Origin of the sequence: Neptunomonas concharum (assembly GCF_008630635.1) — a bacterium.
GTDB lineage: Bacteria > Pseudomonadota > Gammaproteobacteria > Pseudomonadales > Balneatricaceae > Neptunomonas > Neptunomonas concharum.
This window is the reverse complement of the sequence record NZ_CP043869.1, coordinates 2351217-2369116: the sequence shown is the minus strand read 5'-3', so window position 1 is coordinate 2369116 and position 17900 is coordinate 2351217. Positions and strand designations below refer to the sequence as shown.

The 17900-nt window shown below is 47.1% G+C and carries 12 protein-coding genes and 1 tRNA gene; 7 read left to right on the top strand and 6 right to left on the bottom strand.

Annotated features, from left to right (window positions below):
• Positions 1–18: 18 nt before the first annotated feature.
• Genes F0U83_RS11130 through F0U83_RS11120 form a run of 3 tightly spaced genes read right to left on the bottom strand, consistent with a single transcriptional unit; the run spans position 19 to position 2908 of the window.
• Positions 19–1089, bottom strand: coding sequence for a tetratricopeptide repeat protein (locus tag F0U83_RS11130; RefSeq protein WP_138987470.1), 1071 nt, complete (start codon positions 1087–1089; stop codon positions 19–21).
• On the bottom strand, positions 1086–2279 hold the full coding sequence (locus tag F0U83_RS11125; RefSeq protein WP_211343657.1) for a cytochrome-c peroxidase: 1194 nt from the start codon (positions 2277–2279) through the stop codon (positions 1086–1088). Before F0U83_RS11125 ends, F0U83_RS11130 begins: the two co-directional genes overlap by 4 nt.
• 2 nt (positions 2280–2281) lie before the next feature.
• Positions 2282–2908: a c-type cytochrome gene (locus F0U83_RS11120; RefSeq protein WP_138987471.1), complete on the bottom strand. Its 627-nt coding sequence runs from the start codon at positions 2906–2908 to the stop codon at positions 2282–2284.
• A 417-nt stretch (positions 2909–3325) separates the two neighbouring features.
• On the opposite strand from F0U83_RS11120, the gene F0U83_RS11115 reads away from it, so the two are divergent.
• Positions 3326–3402, top strand: a tRNA-Val gene (locus F0U83_RS11115).
• Between the two features lie 29 nt (positions 3403–3431).
• Here F0U83_RS11115 and F0U83_RS11110 read toward each other — a convergent pair.
• Entirely contained in the window at positions 3432–3812 is a 381-nt protein-coding gene (locus F0U83_RS11110; RefSeq protein WP_138987472.1) for a methionine-R-sulfoxide reductase, read from the bottom strand.
• Between the two features lie 36 nt (positions 3813–3848).
• A complete protein-coding gene (locus F0U83_RS11105; RefSeq protein ID WP_138987473.1) occupies positions 3849–4646 on the bottom strand; it encodes a response regulator in 798 nt (265 codons plus the stop codon).
• A gap of 218 nt (positions 4647–4864) precedes the next feature.
• Here F0U83_RS11105 and F0U83_RS11100 point away from each other — a divergent pair, with 218 nt between their 5' ends.
• Together F0U83_RS11100 and F0U83_RS11095 are read left to right on the top strand one after the other, a co-directional pair.
• Positions 4865–5467 (top strand): TetR/AcrR family transcriptional regulator, encoded by a 603-nt coding sequence (locus F0U83_RS11100; protein WP_138987474.1) that lies wholly within the window; start codon positions 4865–4867, stop codon positions 5465–5467.
• Between the two features lie 91 nt (positions 5468–5558).
• Positions 5559–6734, top strand: coding sequence for an MFS transporter (locus F0U83_RS11095; RefSeq protein WP_138987475.1), 1176 nt, complete (start codon positions 5559–5561; stop codon positions 6732–6734).
• An 8-nt stretch (positions 6735–6742) separates the two neighbouring features.
• Here F0U83_RS11095 and ptsP read toward each other — a convergent pair whose 3' ends face one another.
• Positions 6743–8992 carry a phosphoenolpyruvate--protein phosphotransferase gene (ptsP, locus tag F0U83_RS11090; protein WP_138987476.1) on the bottom strand — a complete coding sequence of 750 codons (2250 nt, stop codon included), beginning with the start codon at positions 8990–8992 and terminating at the stop codon, positions 6743–6745.
• 137 nt (positions 8993–9129) lie between these two features.
• On the opposite strand from ptsP, the gene F0U83_RS11085 reads away from it, so the two are divergent.
• Genes F0U83_RS11085 through recD form a run of 4 tightly spaced genes read left to right on the top strand, consistent with a single transcriptional unit; the run spans position 9130 to position 17888 of the window.
• Positions 9130–9345, top strand: a complete 216-nt coding sequence (locus F0U83_RS11085) for a hypothetical protein (RefSeq protein ID WP_138987477.1) — start codon at positions 9130–9132, stop codon at positions 9343–9345.
• 23 nt (positions 9346–9368) lie between these two features.
• Positions 9369–12632, top strand: a complete 3264-nt coding sequence (recC, locus tag F0U83_RS11080) for an exodeoxyribonuclease V subunit gamma (protein ID WP_138987478.1) — start codon at positions 9369–9371, stop codon at positions 12630–12632.
• A complete protein-coding gene (recB, locus tag F0U83_RS11075; protein WP_138987479.1) occupies positions 12613–16131 on the top strand; it encodes an exodeoxyribonuclease V subunit beta in 3519 nt (1172 codons plus the stop codon). Before recC ends, recB begins: the two co-directional genes overlap by 20 nt.
• Positions 16128–17888, top strand: coding sequence for an exodeoxyribonuclease V subunit alpha (gene recD / locus F0U83_RS11070; protein WP_138987480.1), 1761 nt, complete (start codon positions 16128–16130; stop codon positions 17886–17888). Before recB ends, recD begins: the two co-directional genes overlap by 4 nt.
• The last annotated feature ends 12 nt before the right edge of the window (positions 17889–17900 follow it).

Sequence of the window (17900 nt, the reverse complement as noted above, 5' to 3'; positions counted from 1 at the left end):
AAATGCTCCGTTTATTACTTATAGCTCGTCAGAATGCTTACCGGTAATTGGGTTCTCTCCGCCATGGCCCAGAGAGGCGGCTTCTTGGCGCTGTTGAAGAGCGGGGTTTTGCTCTAAAATTAGTTTTCGTTGGTACTTTAAGTAACCGGCTAGCTCTTTCTGCTCTAGACTAAGTGCAAAACCGACCAGTTCTTTGAGTGTGTCACTGTGATCCTGAGGGTGTTGATGAGACGCTGAAACAAGAGCTGCTTTTTTTAGTGCATCTATGGCAAGCTCCGGCTCTCTTTCAGCTACGTATGCTTCTATAAGCCAGCGGTGTAAATTGAGATTTTGAGGCGATAACTCAATTCCCTGCTTTAGTACTTCAATCGCACGGATTGGATCACCGCCTGTAAACTCTGGTAATGCCAAAAGAGTTTGTCCAACGATAAGAGGTGCAAGGGCATCAAGGGCTTCTGGTTTTTTTTCCAGTATTTCATTGAGCTCAGATAGAGAGCTTTGGCTTTGTCTAATAAAGTCCTTATGCTCCGTCAAATGTTGTGTTGCTGAAAGTATGAAGGCGTGGCTTAGTAGCTTAAATTCTGTCAGCCACCACCAATAGGGTTCTAATCTTGAAATGATTGCCATACCGGCTGCGCGGTTTTTGTCCCAGCGCATGTCCAGTTCTGCTTTAATTTCAGGCGGTACGTATAGCGTTGGATAACTTTTGTGAATGACGGAAAAGTATTCGGTGAGATCTCCGAGAATTGTTAACTGTTGCTCTATCTCTAAAAAGTTAAAAAAGCCCGACTCCGCCAGCTCAGCGCCATACTGGACACCACATCCCATGCTGGATAAATCCCATTTTGCATTGCGCAATTGCTGATATTTATCTTCTAAATCATTTTCGTTATTTATTGGTAGGCACTTTATCTTTTTATTAACCTCTTGATTTATTTTTTCTAATTGCTCAGGCGTTATCTGTTGTGCTTGTACTGAAATAGATTTTTTAGGGGGGGAATCTGATAACTCTAAAGCAGATGATTGCCCAGATAATAGCGTCATACTAACAATAGTAAAAATTGGTAAGAGGTTTTTATTGAAAATCATTTATTGTTGTCCTTTTTATGGTCCTGATAAATAGGAGAAGAAAGAGAAGGAATCAGTGGTAAGCCTGAGGGTAGTTTTTGCGGTATAATCGGCGTGTTTTTTTCATCCTCCAGTGAGTGTAGAAAAGCTACAATGTCATCAATATTTTGCTTACTAAGCTTTGGTCCATCAGTCATATGAATATGCCAATGTAGCTTCAGTTCTTGCCCCTTGGGGGCTTTGTGACCGCGTGTGTTATTATAAAAACTTACAACATCTAGTAAGTTGTTAAATTGTCCACTATGAAAATAAGGTGCTGTCTTTGATATATTTCGTAATGTAGGAACTTTGAAAGCCCCCTTCAAAAAAACATCATCAGATAAAGCACCAGCGCCATCATCTACATATTCTTTATCATTGGCTGGAGCACCAATAACTGCCAGTTCACTGTCGGTAAAGAGTGGTGGGACGTGACACTGAGAGCACCGAGCAACAAATCCCCTGAAAGCGTTATAACCTCTAATTTCTTGCTTATTTAGTGCATCTTCACCACCATGAGCATATCTGTCATAGCGGCTATTAAAGCTAATCAAAGAACTTTGAAAGGCGACCAATGCTGAGGTAATGTTTTCGAAGTTAGGCTGTTCCCGGTAGGCTAAAGAAAATAACCGACTATACTCTGTTGAGGATTGTACTGAGTTGATAATACCGTCACGGTTATTTCCCATTTCAAGAGGTGACAGTAAGGGGATGGCTGCTTGAGAGAGAAGAGTATCTGCCCGTCCATCCCACATAAAACGCTTTAGAAAAGCTACATTCCATAGTGTGGGCGTGGAGCGTGTCAATTCTTCTCTTTTTACACCTAAAACTGTGCCTAGCGAGCGCTTTCTACCGTCACTTAAGCCTTTGTCCGGTTGATGACAGCTTGCGCAAGACATATCTTTGTTAATAGATAATATAGGGTCAAAGAAAAGGTATCGGCCTAAGTCGATTTGTTCAGGTGTGTATCGATCATGTAAGAGGGGTAATTTTACCTTTACACCCCCATGTTGGGGAGGGGAGTCATAAAAGTCATATAAGGTTCTGAGTTTGCATGTTCCGTCCGTCAGCTTTTCAAATGTCGGAGGGCATTGATCATTCAGAATGAAATCTGAAGCTTTAGATTCAATAGAAATGATAATGATGGCTATGATAATTAATTTCATATACATACTTACTTACCTAAGGAAGATATATAGTTGACGAGCGTTTCTATGTCGTCTTGTCCTTTTATATCTTTTGCCATTGAATTCATTTGAATGCCAAAATAATCTTTATTATCTGTGCCTCTTAAATCCGATCTAAATTTCTCCAATTGTTTCTTTAGGTACCATATATGCTGATTAGAAATCCTGGGTGTATCTAAATTTTTATTACCCTCCCCATTAGGCCCGTGACAGCTTGAGCATCCTGAATATAAGCCGCGACCTCTAAGACTAATTGGTCTATTTTCTTGGATAAGATTATTTATAGGTATTGACTGAATATACTGAGCCAGTGATCTAATCTCACTTTCAGAAATAGTTTGTGCAATGCTACTCATTGCTTGAGCATAACTGTCATCATTTTTATGCCCTCTAATGCCATGCTTGAAGTTATTTAGTTGCCTGACAATATAAGACTTATCTAGCCCGGCTATAGCAGGCGCCTGGCTGGCCTCACTACCTTCGGCTTTGGCTGAGTGACAGGAAGTGCACCTTTGTTCATAAAGAGGTTGAGATGAAATTGCATAATGAGGTAAAAATATAAAAAAAAGACTCGATAGCCTTATTGATAAGCTTACTTTTTTTACGTAGACCATTTTAGGTTCAGCCTTATGGTTTTATTTATTATCTCCTTAATCTAATGCATGGTTTGTTCTATGAATTGTCATTTTATGACAAAAAAAATGACCTTAAGATAGGGCTCTTATTTTTAGCAGCTCCTGCTTTTTCTTTTTTGAGGACAGATGTACACCTTCGTAAAGCAAAGATCTTCATACGCTATAGACCCATCAGACTGCTCTAATGCACGATGTTGTGTTGAGCAAGTAATCAGTGCAGCTAATGGGGTGGTATCCACATAGGGTATTTCCAGACTGAGCGTAATGGATTCTGACTAATCTGATTGATTAACAAGGGAGGCATGAAGCCTTTTGAGAATATCTATCAATCAAACAAAATTCTATGGGTTTGGGTATTGAACAGATTGATGAAGGCTGTATAATGCGTCGCACTTTAGGACTATAGCTCAGTTGGTTAGAGCGCTACCTTGACATGGTAGAGGTCACCAGTTCGAATCTGGTTAGTCCTACCAATTCCATGACCGTCCGGTCGCCGTACAAACTAACCCTTTTTAATAAACTTTAACGATATCGAGTTAACACAGTGACGTGTGTTTTTGGGCGTTATTTCCTCACCTTCAAAAACATGACCTAAGTGTCCGCCGCATTGGGTACAGACGATTTCTGTTCGGCGGCCATCGGCATCAGGGACGCGAGTGACAGCTCCTTCGATCTCATCATCAAAGCTGGGCCAGCCACATCCTGCCGAAAACTTATCGGTAGAGCGATATAAAGGGGCGTCACACTGCTTGCAGATAAAGGTGCCGTTCTCATTAAAGTCATTGAACTCGCCAGTGAAGGGGTATTCCGTCCCTTTGTGTAAAATGACGCGTTGCTCATCTGGGGTTAGTGAGTTGAGGGTCGGTTTCTGCTTATCGCTCATTGTGTAATGCCCATAGAAAGAGGTATGGGTGTTTGATCATAATTCGTGATCAAACACTAACTGTTCAATAATATGCTTCATTACATCATAGGATAGCGGTTTTGCACACAAGGCAGACACGCCTGCACTTTGGATAGCGGCTAGCTGGTTTTGGTTTTGTTCTGATGTAACCATCATGACAGGGATGGTGGGTTGTTCACTATGGGTGCGAATGTGTTCAACCATTTCCCGGCCATCAATGTTCGGCATGTTGTAGTCAGAGATGATGAGGTCAAAAGCATTATCTTTAAGAGTCTCAAGGGCTTGTGCACCATCTTCAGCTTCGGTGATGACTTGAATACCGATATTTTCGAGCACTTGGTGAAGGTATTTTCGAGATAGTTTGCTGTCATCAACAAGGAGTACACGTAGGTTTTCGAACTCTTCAGTGGTATGTTCTTCGACTGCATCTGATATGTAGTGCAACGTGCTCTGTAGTGCTCGACTGAGATCTTGCACGCTAAAAGGCTTGGGCAGAATAGCGATAGCACCGGCTTGTCGAATCGGCTCTAAATAGCGATAGTGCGTTTCTGATGAAACCAGCAAAAAAGTGATGTTCTCAAGCTCAGGGTCTTGGCGCATCGTTTCTACAACTTCTGTCCCCGTCATATCGGGCAGATGCATGGAGGATAGAACAATATCAGGGATTTGCAGGTGCATCGCCTCTAACGCAGCTTTCCCGGTGTCATATTCATCTATTGTTCCAATCCCGAGATCACGAAGATGGTTCGTGATAATGGTTCTTTGTACTTTAGATGGCTCGATGACTATGACAAATAGTTCTTCTAAATTCATAAATACTTCTCTTTTCACCCAACTTAGTGACGCTGAATAGATTCAGTGTAACACCCGTTTTTAAAATCTGCGTATGAAGAGGGCGTTAAAAAGGTAAAAAAATATTGCAGCGTGCTATCTAGACGTTGACTTAAATCAACGGAAGGAGGAACTGGGCTAGGGTAAATTAGCGCAGCAATTTAATCTAGCTAGCTTTATAGGGTTATTTCGGATTTCGTATGAGTTCAAGAGAAGATGCCGGAAAAACAAAGCAATTGATTGTGCGCACGGCTCTCCTGCTGGTGTCTGAGCAGGGCATGTCTGGCCTGACGGCGGCTAACCTAATCAAACGAGCTGGAATATCTAAAGGTGGTTTATATCATCACTTTAAGCAGATGGATGAGGTGGCAAAAGCTGCCTTACATCTACTGATTGATGAGATGCTGGAGCAGATGACGCTAGAGCCTGCTATCAGCGTTGAACACCTGCTGGAACATTTAGAGCGCAATGTTTTCCGTGCCTTTACGGGTAACCCTTCTCAAGTAAAAGCGTTATACAGTTTTTTGGCGATTGCGATGTTTGAGCAGATTTATCGCCAAGAGATGAAGCGTTTTTTTGAGCAGTTACGGATCTATCTTCGAGAAAACCTCCATGCTTTTCTGGGACGCAAGCTATCTCAGGATAAGTTAGATGCCGTTGTGCAGGTTCTCTGCACACAGGTTTATGGCTTAGCTATCCATCAGTATATACACGATGAACAGGAGAGCCGGAACTCTTGGCGTGCTTTTCGAGACTCTATTCATATCTTATTAGCTAATCCTCAAGTGAGCTTATCGCGATGAGGTAGTCGCGGTTATAGCTTTATAACGTTTAGATTGTGTAGCGCTGTTTTGATGTTCATACTGTGATCTTTTTTGGTTGCAGGGATTTGTTATGAACCGCAGTGTGATTCTTCTCTCACTTTGTCAGGCCTTACTCGGAACGGGCAATGTCTTGTTGATAGCTGTTAATGGCTTAATTGGGAAGTCTCTTTCACCGACACCTGCGCTGATTACATTGCCGATTGCCATGCAATTTGTAGGTTTAATGTTGGCGACCATTCCCGCATCGCTCATTATGCAGCGGATAGGCCGACGCAATGGTTTTTATCTTGGTAACTCCGTCGGAATTATTGGAGCGCTTATCTCTGCGCTGGCATTGGTCTATCAGATGTTTCCACTGTTTTGTTTTGGCACCTTGTTGCTCGGTGTGGGGATTGGGTTCGGTACGCTTTATCGGTTTGCTGCGGTAGAGGCTTGTCCACCAGAAGAAAAGAACCGGGCGATCTCATTAGTGATGTTAGGTGGGGTGTTAGCGGCTGTGGTTGGCCCTGCCTTGGCGGTTGAGAGCCGCTACTGGGTCAGTGATCAGATGTTTGTGGGGTCATTCCTTGGGCTGGTGGGGCTCTATGTGTTGGCGTTGTTGCTACTGACGGGTGTAAAGATCCCTAAACCACAGGTGTTAACGGAGGCTGAGGGTATTCAGCGTAGCCTTTTAGAGATCGTTTCGCAGCCCATCTTTATTGTGGCGGTTGTGGTTGGGATGGTGAGTTATGCGGTCATGAACCTGCTGATGACAGCAACCCCGCTCGCAATGGCTCGATGTGGTTTCTCTTTTCCGCAAACGGCTTGGGTAATTGAGTGGCATGTATTAGGAATGTTTTTGCCATCATTCTTTACTGGCCGGTTAATTCAGCGTTTTGGAACGACCTTTATGATGCAGCTGGGTGGTGCGTTGATGTTGTTATGCATCGCTGTGAATTTAAATGGTCAGAGCGAATGGCATTTTTGGAGTGCTTTGTTCCTTCTGGGCTTAGGTTGGAATTTTATGTTTATCAGCGCTACCAGCTTGGTCACAGGAGCCTATACCGAATCGGAGCGAGCAAAAACTCAAGCAACCAATGAGTTTTTAGTGTTTGGAATGGTGACTCTATCGGCCTTAAGCTCGGGGTGGCTTGAGGTGAGTTTTGGTTGGGAAACCATGAATTGGCTCATGGTTCCCGTGGTGTTGTGGGCAATGCTGACCGTGTTGGTCTTTTCGGCGAAACTACAGGCTGTAAAGCGAGCATAATCGTTGACTTATAAACCCAAGGCTTTGAGCTTACGGTTCAGCATTTTTCTAATCTCTGCTTCGTCCTCTGCTTCGTTCGCTTTTTGCAGTAGACGGAGCATATCTTCTCGTTTGGTTTGACGGATAAGCCATTTGATTTTCGGAATACGATGGGCGCTCAAACTTAACCTGTCATACCCCATGGCAATCAGTAACAGAACTGAGGCAGGGTCAGATGCCATTTCGCCACATAGTGAGACTGGCAGATTAAACTGTGAGCACTTTTCTCTGATGATTTGTAATGCACTTAGAACCGCAGGGTGCAGGTTATCAAACAACCGGGAAACTTTGGGATTGTTTCGATCTACGGCGAGCAGATACTGAGTCAGGTCATTTGAGCCGATTGATACGAAGTCAATGTAAGGTGCCATTTTATCGAGTAACAGCATGGCCGATGGCACCTCGATCATAATGCCCAGTTTAGGAATACTGGTCTGCTTGCCCTCTTTTTGTAGTTCGGCAATGGATTGTTCAATCACCTCTTTGATCGATTTGATTTCATCAATGCGGCTAACCATGGGTATCAGAATTTGTAAGTTTTCCCGACCATGGCCTGCGCGAATCATTGCACGGATCTGTGTCACTAGTAGGGCGGTATTATCCAGCGTGAAACGCACACCCCGCCAACCTAAGTAAGGGTTCTCTTCTTTAAATTCAAAGTAGGGGAGCTGCTTATCGCCGCCGATATCCAGCGTTCGCATCGCTACGGGGCGTGGACTGTAGGCGTCAATAACCTCTTTATAGACTTGATACTGCTCCTCTTCTGTTGGGAAGTTATCATGGATAAGAAAAGGGATTTCAGAACGGTATAACCCAATACCTTCTGCACCATTTAATAAGCCCGGCGATACATCCGCCAGCAAGCCTGTATTTGTTAGCAGCGTTACATGGAAGCCATCTTGCGTGACAGCGGGTTGGTCTTTCAGGTCGGCAAGTGATTTCGTGAACTTCTGCTCATTTCGTTGCAGCTGGCGATACTCTTTTAGCATGGCGGCCGGCGGGGAGATGATCACTTCGCCACGATTACCATCCAACACCACAGGTAGTTGTAGGTACCGGTCAATATCAAGATCCGACACCCCCATTACCGCCGGAATACCTAGCGCGTTGGCTACAATGGATGTGTGTGATAATGCCGATCCTGAGGTACAAATAATCCCCTGGATCTGAGAGGTGCTGTACTCAGATAGGTCGGCGATACTGATAAGGTGGCCTGCTAGGATAATAGGGGTCTTTTTATCCGGCAAAGTACTTTTGACCCGCTTGGCCATTTGCGTCAGCAGTTTAATGGCGATATTGCGCACATCTTCGCCGCGGGCTTTCATGTAGGGGTCGTCTGCTTGTTCAAAGACAGCGGCAAGGTCTAACGCGGTTTGGCGTACCGACCAGTGAGCACTGCGGCCTTGCTGAATCCAATCGAGCACCCCCTCTTTAAGCTCAGGGCTGTCGAGCATCATACGGTAGACGGAAAACAACGAAACGATATCCTCTGGGAGGTCTTTCTCGATTCGGCTGGCACCTCGGTCTAGATCGTCACCTACTTTCTCTAAAGCAGACATAAAGCGCAGGGTTTCTTCGTTTATGCCTTCCCCTTTTTTTACAGGCTCTTTGTCGAGATTAACCTGCGTTTGTATGGAAGTGAGTGTACCTATTCCAACGCCAGAGGAGCTGATAACACCATTAAAACGCTTATAAGGGTTGCGGGGCTTTCGGCTAGGTATCCATTCCCCTGACTTTTGAATATTGGAGAGCGTTGCCGCAAGCTGTGACGCAATAGTGACAAGAAAAGCTTCGGCTTCTTGAGAAAACGGCTTTTTCGCTTTTCCTTGTACAACCAATACACCTGTCAGTTGGCGAAGGTGAATTAACGGGACGCCAAGAAATTGGTGGTACGGTTCCTCATGGGCTTGCGGGAAAAAGGCAAATTTGTCATGGGTTGGCGCATCAGCCAAATTTAAAGGGTGTTTAGTGGCTGCAATAGTACCCACCAAGCCTTCATCAAGTGCCAAGCGGATTTTACCTACCGATGACTCTGCTAACCCCTGGGTCGCTGCAAGTATTAATTTCGATCGGGAAGGGGATTTGAGATAAAGGCTGCAAACAGGCACCTCCATCAGCAAGCTTAACCTCGCCACGATGGCCTTCATCGCTTGCATGGCGTTTTCAGCGCCAGAAATTTCCTGAACCAGAGTGGTTAACGTCGCGAGAGAGTGCTGCATATCTACATCCTGTATCCCAGTAAACAGGTGGAATTACAGCCATATTCGCACATAAAACAATTATTTATCAATGGCTGGAAACCCTGACTTCCAGTAATATGTTGGCGAGTAAAGAAATGCCTAATCGGGAGTAGCACGTGAAAAGTTTTCTGTTTTCAACTGACAATGAACGAGGCGGTGTCATGCTGTGCGATATCGACACACTTGAAGATGCGGTTGAGTACCTGAAAGAGCGTTTTGCCGGTGTTGTTCGGGTTGAGCAGGGAAAAGATTACTGGGATGAGGCCGAAGGTTTTTGCTTTCAAACGGGAGAGGTTGATGCCCAACACCAAGGTGAAGACTCCTCAACATAACATACCCCAATGCGGACACAGGCATGCTGAAGGTATATCACGCTAACCAACTCGATACTCTAAGGGACGTGCTGGTGGAGATGATCCATCGAGACCCGTTAGAGGACCCATTTACCCAAGAACAGATTCTCGTGCAAAGCCCAGGTATGGCGCAATGGCTCAAATTAGAGCTGGCGGCGCGTTCGGGTATTGCGGCTAATATCGAGTTTCCGCTACCTGCAAGTTTCCTATGGCGGGCCTTTGTGGCGGCCTTAGAGGATGTGCCAGAACGCTCTGCGTATCAAAAATCCTCCATGACATGGGTGCTGATGGGGCTGTTACCTCGGCATTTGACCGACCCTCGCTTCAAAGTACTGCTCAATTATCTAGATTTACAAACCGATGCGCTCAGCTTATACCTCTTGTGTGGTCGCATTGCAGATCTGTTCGATCAGTATTTGGTGTACCGTCCCGACTGGATTGCGGCGTGGGAGCGGGGTGAAGATACCCCCGTGACGGATGATGAGCATCTTTGGCAGCCAACCTTATGGCGCGCTATTGTCGCAGATACACAGGCGCGGGGCTTACCCCATTGGCACCGCGCCAATATGTATGAAACCTTTATCACTGCATTGCGCAAACAATCGGGTGAGTTAACAGGTATCCCGAGGCGGCTGTTCGTCTTTGGCATATCTGCATTGCCCGAAAACTACCTGCAAGCCCTAGTTGCTCTTGGGGAGAAAACCGAGGTGCATCTGATGGTGGCGAATCCATGTCGCCACTATTGGGGTGATATTGTTGATCCCGCTTATATCGCACGCCTGAACCGCATGTGGTTATCAAAAGGCGAAGCGCCAGAGGATTACCTGCACGATAGTGGTCATCCTTTATTGGCCTCTATGGGGAAGCTCGGCCGTGATTATCTGCACCTCATTCAGGAGATGTCGCTACCTGAAGTGGGGGTATTCTCGGATGCCAATTACGAATCGCTGCTAGCGGCTTTCCAATCGGATATTTTGGAGCTTGAAACGCGCGGGGGGCGTGATCAAGCATCGCCTTTAATGATTCAGGAGCCTGAGCAAAGTATCGCGGTCCATAGCGCATATAGCCCGCTTCGGGAAGTGGAAATTCTCCATGATCAGTTACTCGCCTATTTTGAGCGTGACCCCGCCCTAAAACCCCGTGACATCATTGTAATGATGCCAGATGTTGCAGGGTATGCGCCTTATATCGATGCGGTATTTGGTAATGCTCAGGCAGAAAGATACCTGCCTTACGCGATTTCGGACAGGAGTGCCGACCAAGAGATTCCACTTCTTAAGAGCTTTTTACAGTTAATGACGCTGGATAAAAGCCGCTTTACCGTGTCGCAGTGTTTAAGCTTGTTGGAGCTACCTGCTACCTTACGGCGGTTTGGTCTAGCACAGGAGGATCTGGATAATATCCGTCGCTGGGTCAAAGATAGCGGGATTCATTGGGGATTGAACCGCCAGCATCGAGCAGAGGCTGGCAGTGTACCTTTTGAGGAAAATAGTTGGCAGTCAGGGTTGGATCGACTCTTTAGTGGCTATGCGATGGGAGCTGTCGAAGATACCTGGCATCAGGTAGCGCCTTATCCGGGGCTTACGGGGCTATCTTCAGCAGCACTCGGTGAACTCACCGCGTTTGTGCGAACGGCAGAAAGCTTAAGCGCCGCCCTAAAAGGTGAAAAAACGCTTACCGCTTGGCTAGTGTTGATACAGCAAGTTATCCATGACTTTTACGAGCCAGATGAACAAGACCATGAAGCGATAGAGCTGATTTACCAAACACTAGAAACGGTTAAAACAACCCACCAGGAAGTTGGCTTCGAACAGCCCTTTGATGTGGCTATTTTGCAAGATTTTCTGAAAGAGTCGCTCACCACGCAGCGCTCATCTCAGCGCTTTCTGTCTGGACAGATAAACTTTTGTACCCTTATGCCTATGCGTTCGATACCCTTTAAAGTGGTATGTTTGCTGGGCATGAATGATGGCGCTTATCCACGTTCGTTACCGCCTGTGGGCTTTGATTTAATGGCTAAGTTCCCAAGTAAGGGAGATCGCTCCCGTCGCGATGATGACCGCTATCTCTTTTTGGAAGCGCTGTTATCGGCAAGGCAAACGCTTTATATCAGCTATGTAGGGCGCTCGATAGCGGATAACAGCCCACGTATACCATCCGTGCTGGTCAGTGAAGTGCTAGAGTATATCGACCAAGCTTATCGCTTGGCGGGTGTTGAGCAACCACTCTCAGACTATTTGACGACGGAGCACCCTTTAACGCCTTACAGTACGCGCTATTTTAGTGAGGTGGATGATCCACTCTTCAGTTATAACCCGCTGTGGGATTTCTCTGATACTTACAGTGGGCAAGAGCTAACCGCGACGTTTATAACCGGTGCTTTACCTGATCAATCTTCAGATGTGAAGACGTTGGAACTGGCTTCCTTGATGTCGTTTTACCGCCACCCTATTCAGTACTTTTTCCAGAAGCGGATGCAGGTATGGTTTCGTGACGAAGAGTCTCCCTTAGAGGATGAAGAGCCCTTCGCTATCGACCCTCTAGACGATTATGCACTGCGTAAAGGGCTGCTCTCCACCGTTGTTCAGGGCCGCTCGCTTAAGGCATACAGTGATTTCCTAAGAGCCTCGGGAAATCTGCCGGTGGGTAAAGCGGGGGATCTTATCTTAAAGCGGCGTATCCACGATATTGAAACGCTCTATGAAAAACTCCAGCCTCTAATGGAAGGTGAGGCGCAGCGTGAAGAGATTCGAGTTCAGCTCGGTGAGCATCTATTAGAAGGGTGGGTAGGGCAACGTTATGCAGGTGGCTTCTTGCGTTATGACGTTGCTAAAGTATCGGGGCGGCATCGTTTTACAACGTGGGTACAGCACTTGGCCTGCTGTGCTGCAGGTTATCAAGAAAGAACACTCTATCGAGGCTTAAGTGAGGCGTTTGCCTTTCGGGCGATACCGGCGACTGAAGCGCGACAGCAACTCTTGGCGTTGGTTGATACTTATTGGCGTGGTATGAGCTACCCTCTGAACTGGTTGGCCGACCCTGCTTGGCTCTGGTTAGATAAAAGCGCCAGCGACCCTGAAAAAGCCCTTGTGAATGCACAAAAGCGTTTTGAGGATGAACGCGGTGGCGATCAGCACAATCTGTATGTCGCTAGGGTCTACCCAGAATGGCACCTGATTGAGCCGGGCTTGCTTGATTTAACCCAGCGGCTGTTTATGCCAATGCTGGATTATCTGGAAGAGATCCATGACAGTAAATCTGCTTGACCCCGTCACGCTCCCTATACGTGGCCAATGTCTGATTGAAGCAAGCGCTGGCACCGGTAAAACCTTTACGCTAGCAGCTTTATATTTACGTCTGTTGTTGGGCTTGGGTAAGGGTGAGTTGAATCGTCCCTTAGGTGTTGATGAGATTCTGGTGGTTACCTTTACGGAGGCGGCGACACAGGAGCTACGAGATCGTATTCGTTCCAGAATCAGAGAGGCAAGGCAGGCGTACCTTGAAGGGGAAAGTAGCGACCCTATACTGTCGCAATTACTGGCTGAATCCACCGATTTTGCAGCACAGGCTCGATTGTTAGAACTAGCCGCTTCTGAGATGGATCAGGCTGCTATTTTTACCATCCATGGTTTTTGTCAGCGCATGTTACGCCAACATGCCTTTGAAAGCGGCGCATCTTTTACGCAAACCCTAACCACAGACGACTTGCCGCTGGTACGCCAAGCGTTGCTGGATTATTGGCGCGAGACCTTCTATCTGGCAAGCGATGATCTGGCGATGGAGATGTTAGGGCACTTTGGTACACCCGAAAAGTTACTGGCTGAGTTGCGTAGCTTTTTAGGGATGGAGTCCCTGGTTCAGCAACCTGACTTAAGCGCTGTTGACTTACCAACAGAGTGGCAAAAATTTAAGCAGGCTGTTGCTGCATTTAAAGCACAATGGCTCGAATCGGTAAGCGATCTTAGCCGCATTATCGAGCAATCTGGAGTTAATAAGCGCAGTTACAGCACGCGCAACCTGCCTAACTGGTTAACGATTGTCACAGGCTTTTGTGAGAGCACAGACAGCAGCGTGCCTTGGGATAAGCTGGCACACTTTCGTGCGAGTGTTTTGGCCGAAAAAACACCCAAAGACTCACCGCCTGAACATCCGGTATTTACGGCCGCCGATGCGTTGTTTGATTTAGCTGTGCCGGTCAAAGAGGTTTTGTTATCTCGCGGATTAACCGAAATAAGGCAGCGCCTGCTAGCTGAAAAACAGCGCCAGCAGCTAATGACCTTTGATGATCTGCTCTCTCGCTTAGCAGTGGCGTTGCGTGGTACCGGAGGTGAAACACTGGCGACGGTGATTCGCCAGCAATATCCAGTTGCCATGATCGATGAGTTTCAGGATACAGACCCATTACAGTACGACATCTTTAGCCGTATCTACCCCGATGAGTCCACCGCTCTGTTGATGATCGGTGACCCTAAACAGTCGATTTATGCGTTTCGGGGTGCGGATATTTTTACCTACATGCGTGCGCGTCAGCAGGTGAGTGCGCATTATACGCTCGAGACTAACTGGCGCTCCTCATCCGCGATGGTCAATGCGGTTAACCACCTGTTTAGTTATGCCGATAGCCCCTTTCTGTACGATCAGGATATTCCGTTCCAGCCGGTATCTGCCTCGCCAAAAGCGGATAGCACTCCCTTTACGTTACACGGCCAGCCCCAAGCGCCTTTAACCTGTTGGCTAGAGCCAGAGCTTATCTCCTCCGGTGATTACTTAAAACGTTTTGCCAGCCGTTGCGCCTTACATATTGCGCAGGTGCTCAAGGATACCGTATGGCAGATCGGTGATCGCTCCGTAGAGCCCTCAGATATTGCTGTGCTGGTAAGGGATAGAAAAGAAGCGCGTGAAGTACAGCAGGCGCTGCAAGGGTGCGGCGTGGCGTCGGTGTTTTTATCAAACCGAGATAGTGTGTTCACCACACGAGAAGCTAAAGAACTACTCTACCTGTTAACCGCTATTGCAGAGCCAACCGATGAGCGATCCATGCGAACGGCTATCGCTACTCAGATTTTCCAATTGGATCTGCAAGCGCTGGATCAACTTTGCCAAAACGAACTCAAGTGGGAAATGCTGGTGGAGGAGTTTCAGCACTACCGCGACCTTTGGCTACGCTTAGGTGTGTTACCGATGCTGCATAACTTAATTGCACATCGAGGCTTAGCAAAAGGTTTAGTAGCGCTTCAAGGTGGAGAACGATCACTGACAGACCTGCTGCATTTGGGGGAGCTCTTACAGCAAGCCAGCCAAGAAACCGAAGGTCTCTCTGGAATTATTCGATGGTTGGCAGAACATATCGCCAACCCAAATCAAAACGCTGATGAGCAACAGATGAGGCTAGAGAGTGACCGCTCCCGTGTCACGGTAATCACGATCCATAAATCTAAAGGCTTAGAGTATGGCTTGGTTTATCTGCCCTTTATCTGTCGATATCGCGAGACAACCTCATCCCTATACCATGATGAGCAAGGCCAGGTGATTCTTAATCATCAACCGGACGATAATGTTAAAGCACAGGCGAAGAAAGAGCGCTTAGCCGAAGATCTACGCCTGCTCTACGTGGCGGTAACTCGAGCTGTACACGCCTGTTTTATGGGGATGGCGGATATTCGCTATCGTGGCAAACAGGGGATGACCCATGAGAGTGCGATAGGCTATCTCTTACAACAGGATAAAGAGATGCCATTTCCTGAGGTGGTGGAGCACTTTGCTCAATCTTGCCCTGAAGCTGTCGTGTTGCCGCTGCCAGAACCGGAAACCACTAACGATACACTGGGGTTGTTTGACCAGATAGATGAATCCCAGCCTTTATCCGAGTCAGGTCAACAAGGTGCCAGAGCCTTTACTGGCCAGATAGAGCGGGACTGGCGAGTGACCAGTTACTCTTCACTCAGCCGCTTTCATTCGGTAGAGCCGATTACCGCTATGAATCTGGATTTAGAAGTAATGGATGAACCTCAACAGGAAGCGCCGCCACTAGAAGAACCATCTCCGAGTATTTTTACCTTCCCCAAAGGTGCGGTTGCGGGGACATTTTTGCATACCATTCTGGAAAATATCGATTTTAGCCAGCTTGAGCCTGAAGCCTTAAGGGCAGTCTTAGAGCACCACCTTCAACTGAGTGGTTTTGATGAGTCATGGGCCGATGTGTTGCAAGCTTATTTCACTCAGATGCTGACGATTCCGCTCACGCCAGCAGGTTGTCGATTAATGGATATCGACTTACAGGCGCGTTTGGTCGAAATGGAGTTTATCCTACCGTTTAAACACTTGGCAGCTGAACCGTTGAACCAACTGATTCGAGCGTCTGACCCACTATCTTCCCGCGCTGGTGAGCTGATATTTGATCAGGTGCAAGGGATGCTCAAAGGCTATATCGATCTGATTATTCGATACCAGGGGCGCTACTATGTTATTGATTATAAATCTAACTATTTAGGAAGCAGCCCAGCTGACTATCACCAGTCTGCGATGGAAGAGGCGATGATCGATCATCGTTACGACCTGCAATACCAACTATACACATTAGCGCTGCATCGTTTCCTGAGAAACCGCTTGCCAGACTACGACTACGAAGAGCACGTTGGCGGCGTGTTTTACCTCTTTCTTCGGGGAATGCAAACAGAGGAGCCTGAGCACGGAGTCTTTTATACACGCCCAGATTTGCATTTTATCGAGCAGCTAGATCACTTGTTTTTTGAGGGCTCGCTATGACTAGGGTAGAGCAGCTTTATGAGCAAGGGCTGATTCGACGGGTCGATTACTATTTTGCCGTTTGGCTGAGAGAACAAGGTTGCACCAGCGAAACGCTTGAAGTGCTGGCTGCATTGGTTAGCCAGCAATCCGGTGAGGGGCATATCTGTATCCACTTGGCACATCTTGATGAGCTATTTTCTGAATGGCCCATATCGCTCAAGGTGCAGATGGAATCGGCGAGCCAACCCGAAATGATCGCAGCGTTAGTTGATCAGTCACTGCTGGGGGATGGGTCAAAACTCACTCCTTTAGTACTTGATAAAGGTCGTTTATACCTTTATCGCTATTGGCTACATGAGTGCCAAGTTGCCCAAACATTACTGGCGCGTAGCTTACCGGTTGCGACTGATCACGCGTTTTTAGATGACGCTTTAAATGACCTGTTTGGTGTCAATCAGCACGAAACCGATTGGCAGCGTGTGGCCGCGGCAACAGCGGTACAGCGTAAAGTTGCCATCATTAGCGGTGGGCCGGGCACCGGAAAAACCACAACCGTAACCAAAATGCTGGCGATCTATCTATTGTTACAACAGCGCTTGTCGCCGCATAACCAACCGGTGATTCGTTTAGCGGCCCCTACAGGCAAAGCGGCTGCCAGACTTTCTGAATCAATCGCCACAGCTAAACATGGGCTGAATCTGAGTGATGATATTCTCGCCGGGCTACCTGAACAGGGGACAACCCTGCATCGTTTGCTTGGAGCAAGACCGGCTGAACATGGCTATCGTTACAGTGCAGAGAACCCTCTACACGTTGATCTGCTAGTGGTTGATGAAGCCTCCATGGTGGACCTGCCTTTAATGGCTGCACTCCTGTCGGCATTGCCACAAAGCGCTCGGCTGGTGTTAATTGGTGATCGCCAACAACTAGCCTCTGTTGAAGCGGGCAGTGTATTGGGGGATTTATGTGCCATCCCTGATGATCCCGCAGAGCGCACGTTTGCACCTTCGGTAGCGTTTCTCAAAAAAAGCTATCGCTTCTGCGAAGATAGCGGTATCGGCGCTTTGGCAAAAGGGGTCAACTCAGGAGAGATCAAAGCCGTAAGAGAGGTGCTCAACCATGGTTATCAAGATTTGGAGATTATCCCCGCGCCAACATCGGATAATGAGCGCCTTATAGCAGAAATGCTTAAGCGTTATGCTCCCTACGTGCAGGCTGTTGAACAACATCAGGAACCTGCCGAGCTGCTAAAGCTATTTGGTACGTTTCAGGTGCTATGCGGCCAGAGAAGGGGAGTCTTGGGCGTCGAAACGCTTAATCCTTTATTTGAAAAAGCCTTAGTGACGAAACACAACGTGAGCATGAATGGCCGTTGGTATGCAGGCAGGCCGGTTATGATTACCCGTAATGATGCCAGTTTAGGGCTGTATAACGGCGATATTGGGATTACGCTACTGGATAAAATCACGGGACGCTTTAAAGTTTGGTTCGATTTAGGGGGCAAGCTTGCTAGTTTCTCAACCAGTCGTTTGCCCAGTCATGAAACGGTTTTTGCTATGACGGTTCACAAAAGCCAAGGCTCTGAATTTGATCAAGTCTTGTTAGTTTTAGGGGAAGACAACCGCGTGAACAGCCGCGAACTGGTCTACACGGGTATTACGCGAGCCAAGAAAAAATGCATTCTCTATGGTGCGATAAAAACACTGGAATCTGCTACCCAAAAACCAACACTAAGAATGAGCGGTTTAGCAGAAAGGATATGGGGTGCATCTTAAAGTAAAGAGCAC

Excerpts from the sequence above, each read along its gene's own strand:
- F0U83_RS11130 (WP_138987470.1), bottom strand. The coding sequence starts at position 1,089 with ATGATTTTCAATAAAAACCTCTTACCAATTTTTACTATTGTTAGTATG.
- F0U83_RS11125 (WP_211343657.1), bottom strand. The coding sequence starts at position 2,279 with ATGTATATGAAATTAATTATCATAGCCATCATTATCATTTCTATTGAA.
- F0U83_RS11120 (WP_138987471.1), bottom strand. The coding sequence starts at position 2,908 with ATGGTCTACGTAAAAAAAGTAAGCTTATCAATAAGGCTATCGAGTCTT.
- F0U83_RS11110 (WP_138987472.1), bottom strand. The coding sequence starts at position 3,812 with ATGAGCGATAAGCAGAAACCGACCCTCAACTCACTAACCCCAGATGAG.
- F0U83_RS11105 (WP_138987473.1), bottom strand. The coding sequence starts at position 4,646 with ATGAATTTAGAAGAACTATTTGTCATAGTCATCGAGCCATCTAAAGTA.
- F0U83_RS11100 (WP_138987474.1), top strand. The coding sequence starts at position 4,865 with ATGAGTTCAAGAGAAGATGCCGGAAAAACAAAGCAATTGATTGTGCGC.
- F0U83_RS11095 (WP_138987475.1), top strand. The coding sequence starts at position 5,559 with ATGAACCGCAGTGTGATTCTTCTCTCACTTTGTCAGGCCTTACTCGGA.
- ptsP (WP_138987476.1), bottom strand. The coding sequence starts at position 8,992 with ATGCAGCACTCTCTCGCGACGTTAACCACTCTGGTTCAGGAAATTTCT.
- recC (WP_138987478.1), top strand. The coding sequence starts at position 9,369 with ATGCTGAAGGTATATCACGCTAACCAACTCGATACTCTAAGGGACGTG.
- recB (WP_138987479.1), top strand. The coding sequence starts at position 12,613 with ATGACAGTAAATCTGCTTGACCCCGTCACGCTCCCTATACGTGGCCAA.
- recD (WP_138987480.1), top strand. The coding sequence starts at position 16,128 with ATGACTAGGGTAGAGCAGCTTTATGAGCAAGGGCTGATTCGACGGGTC.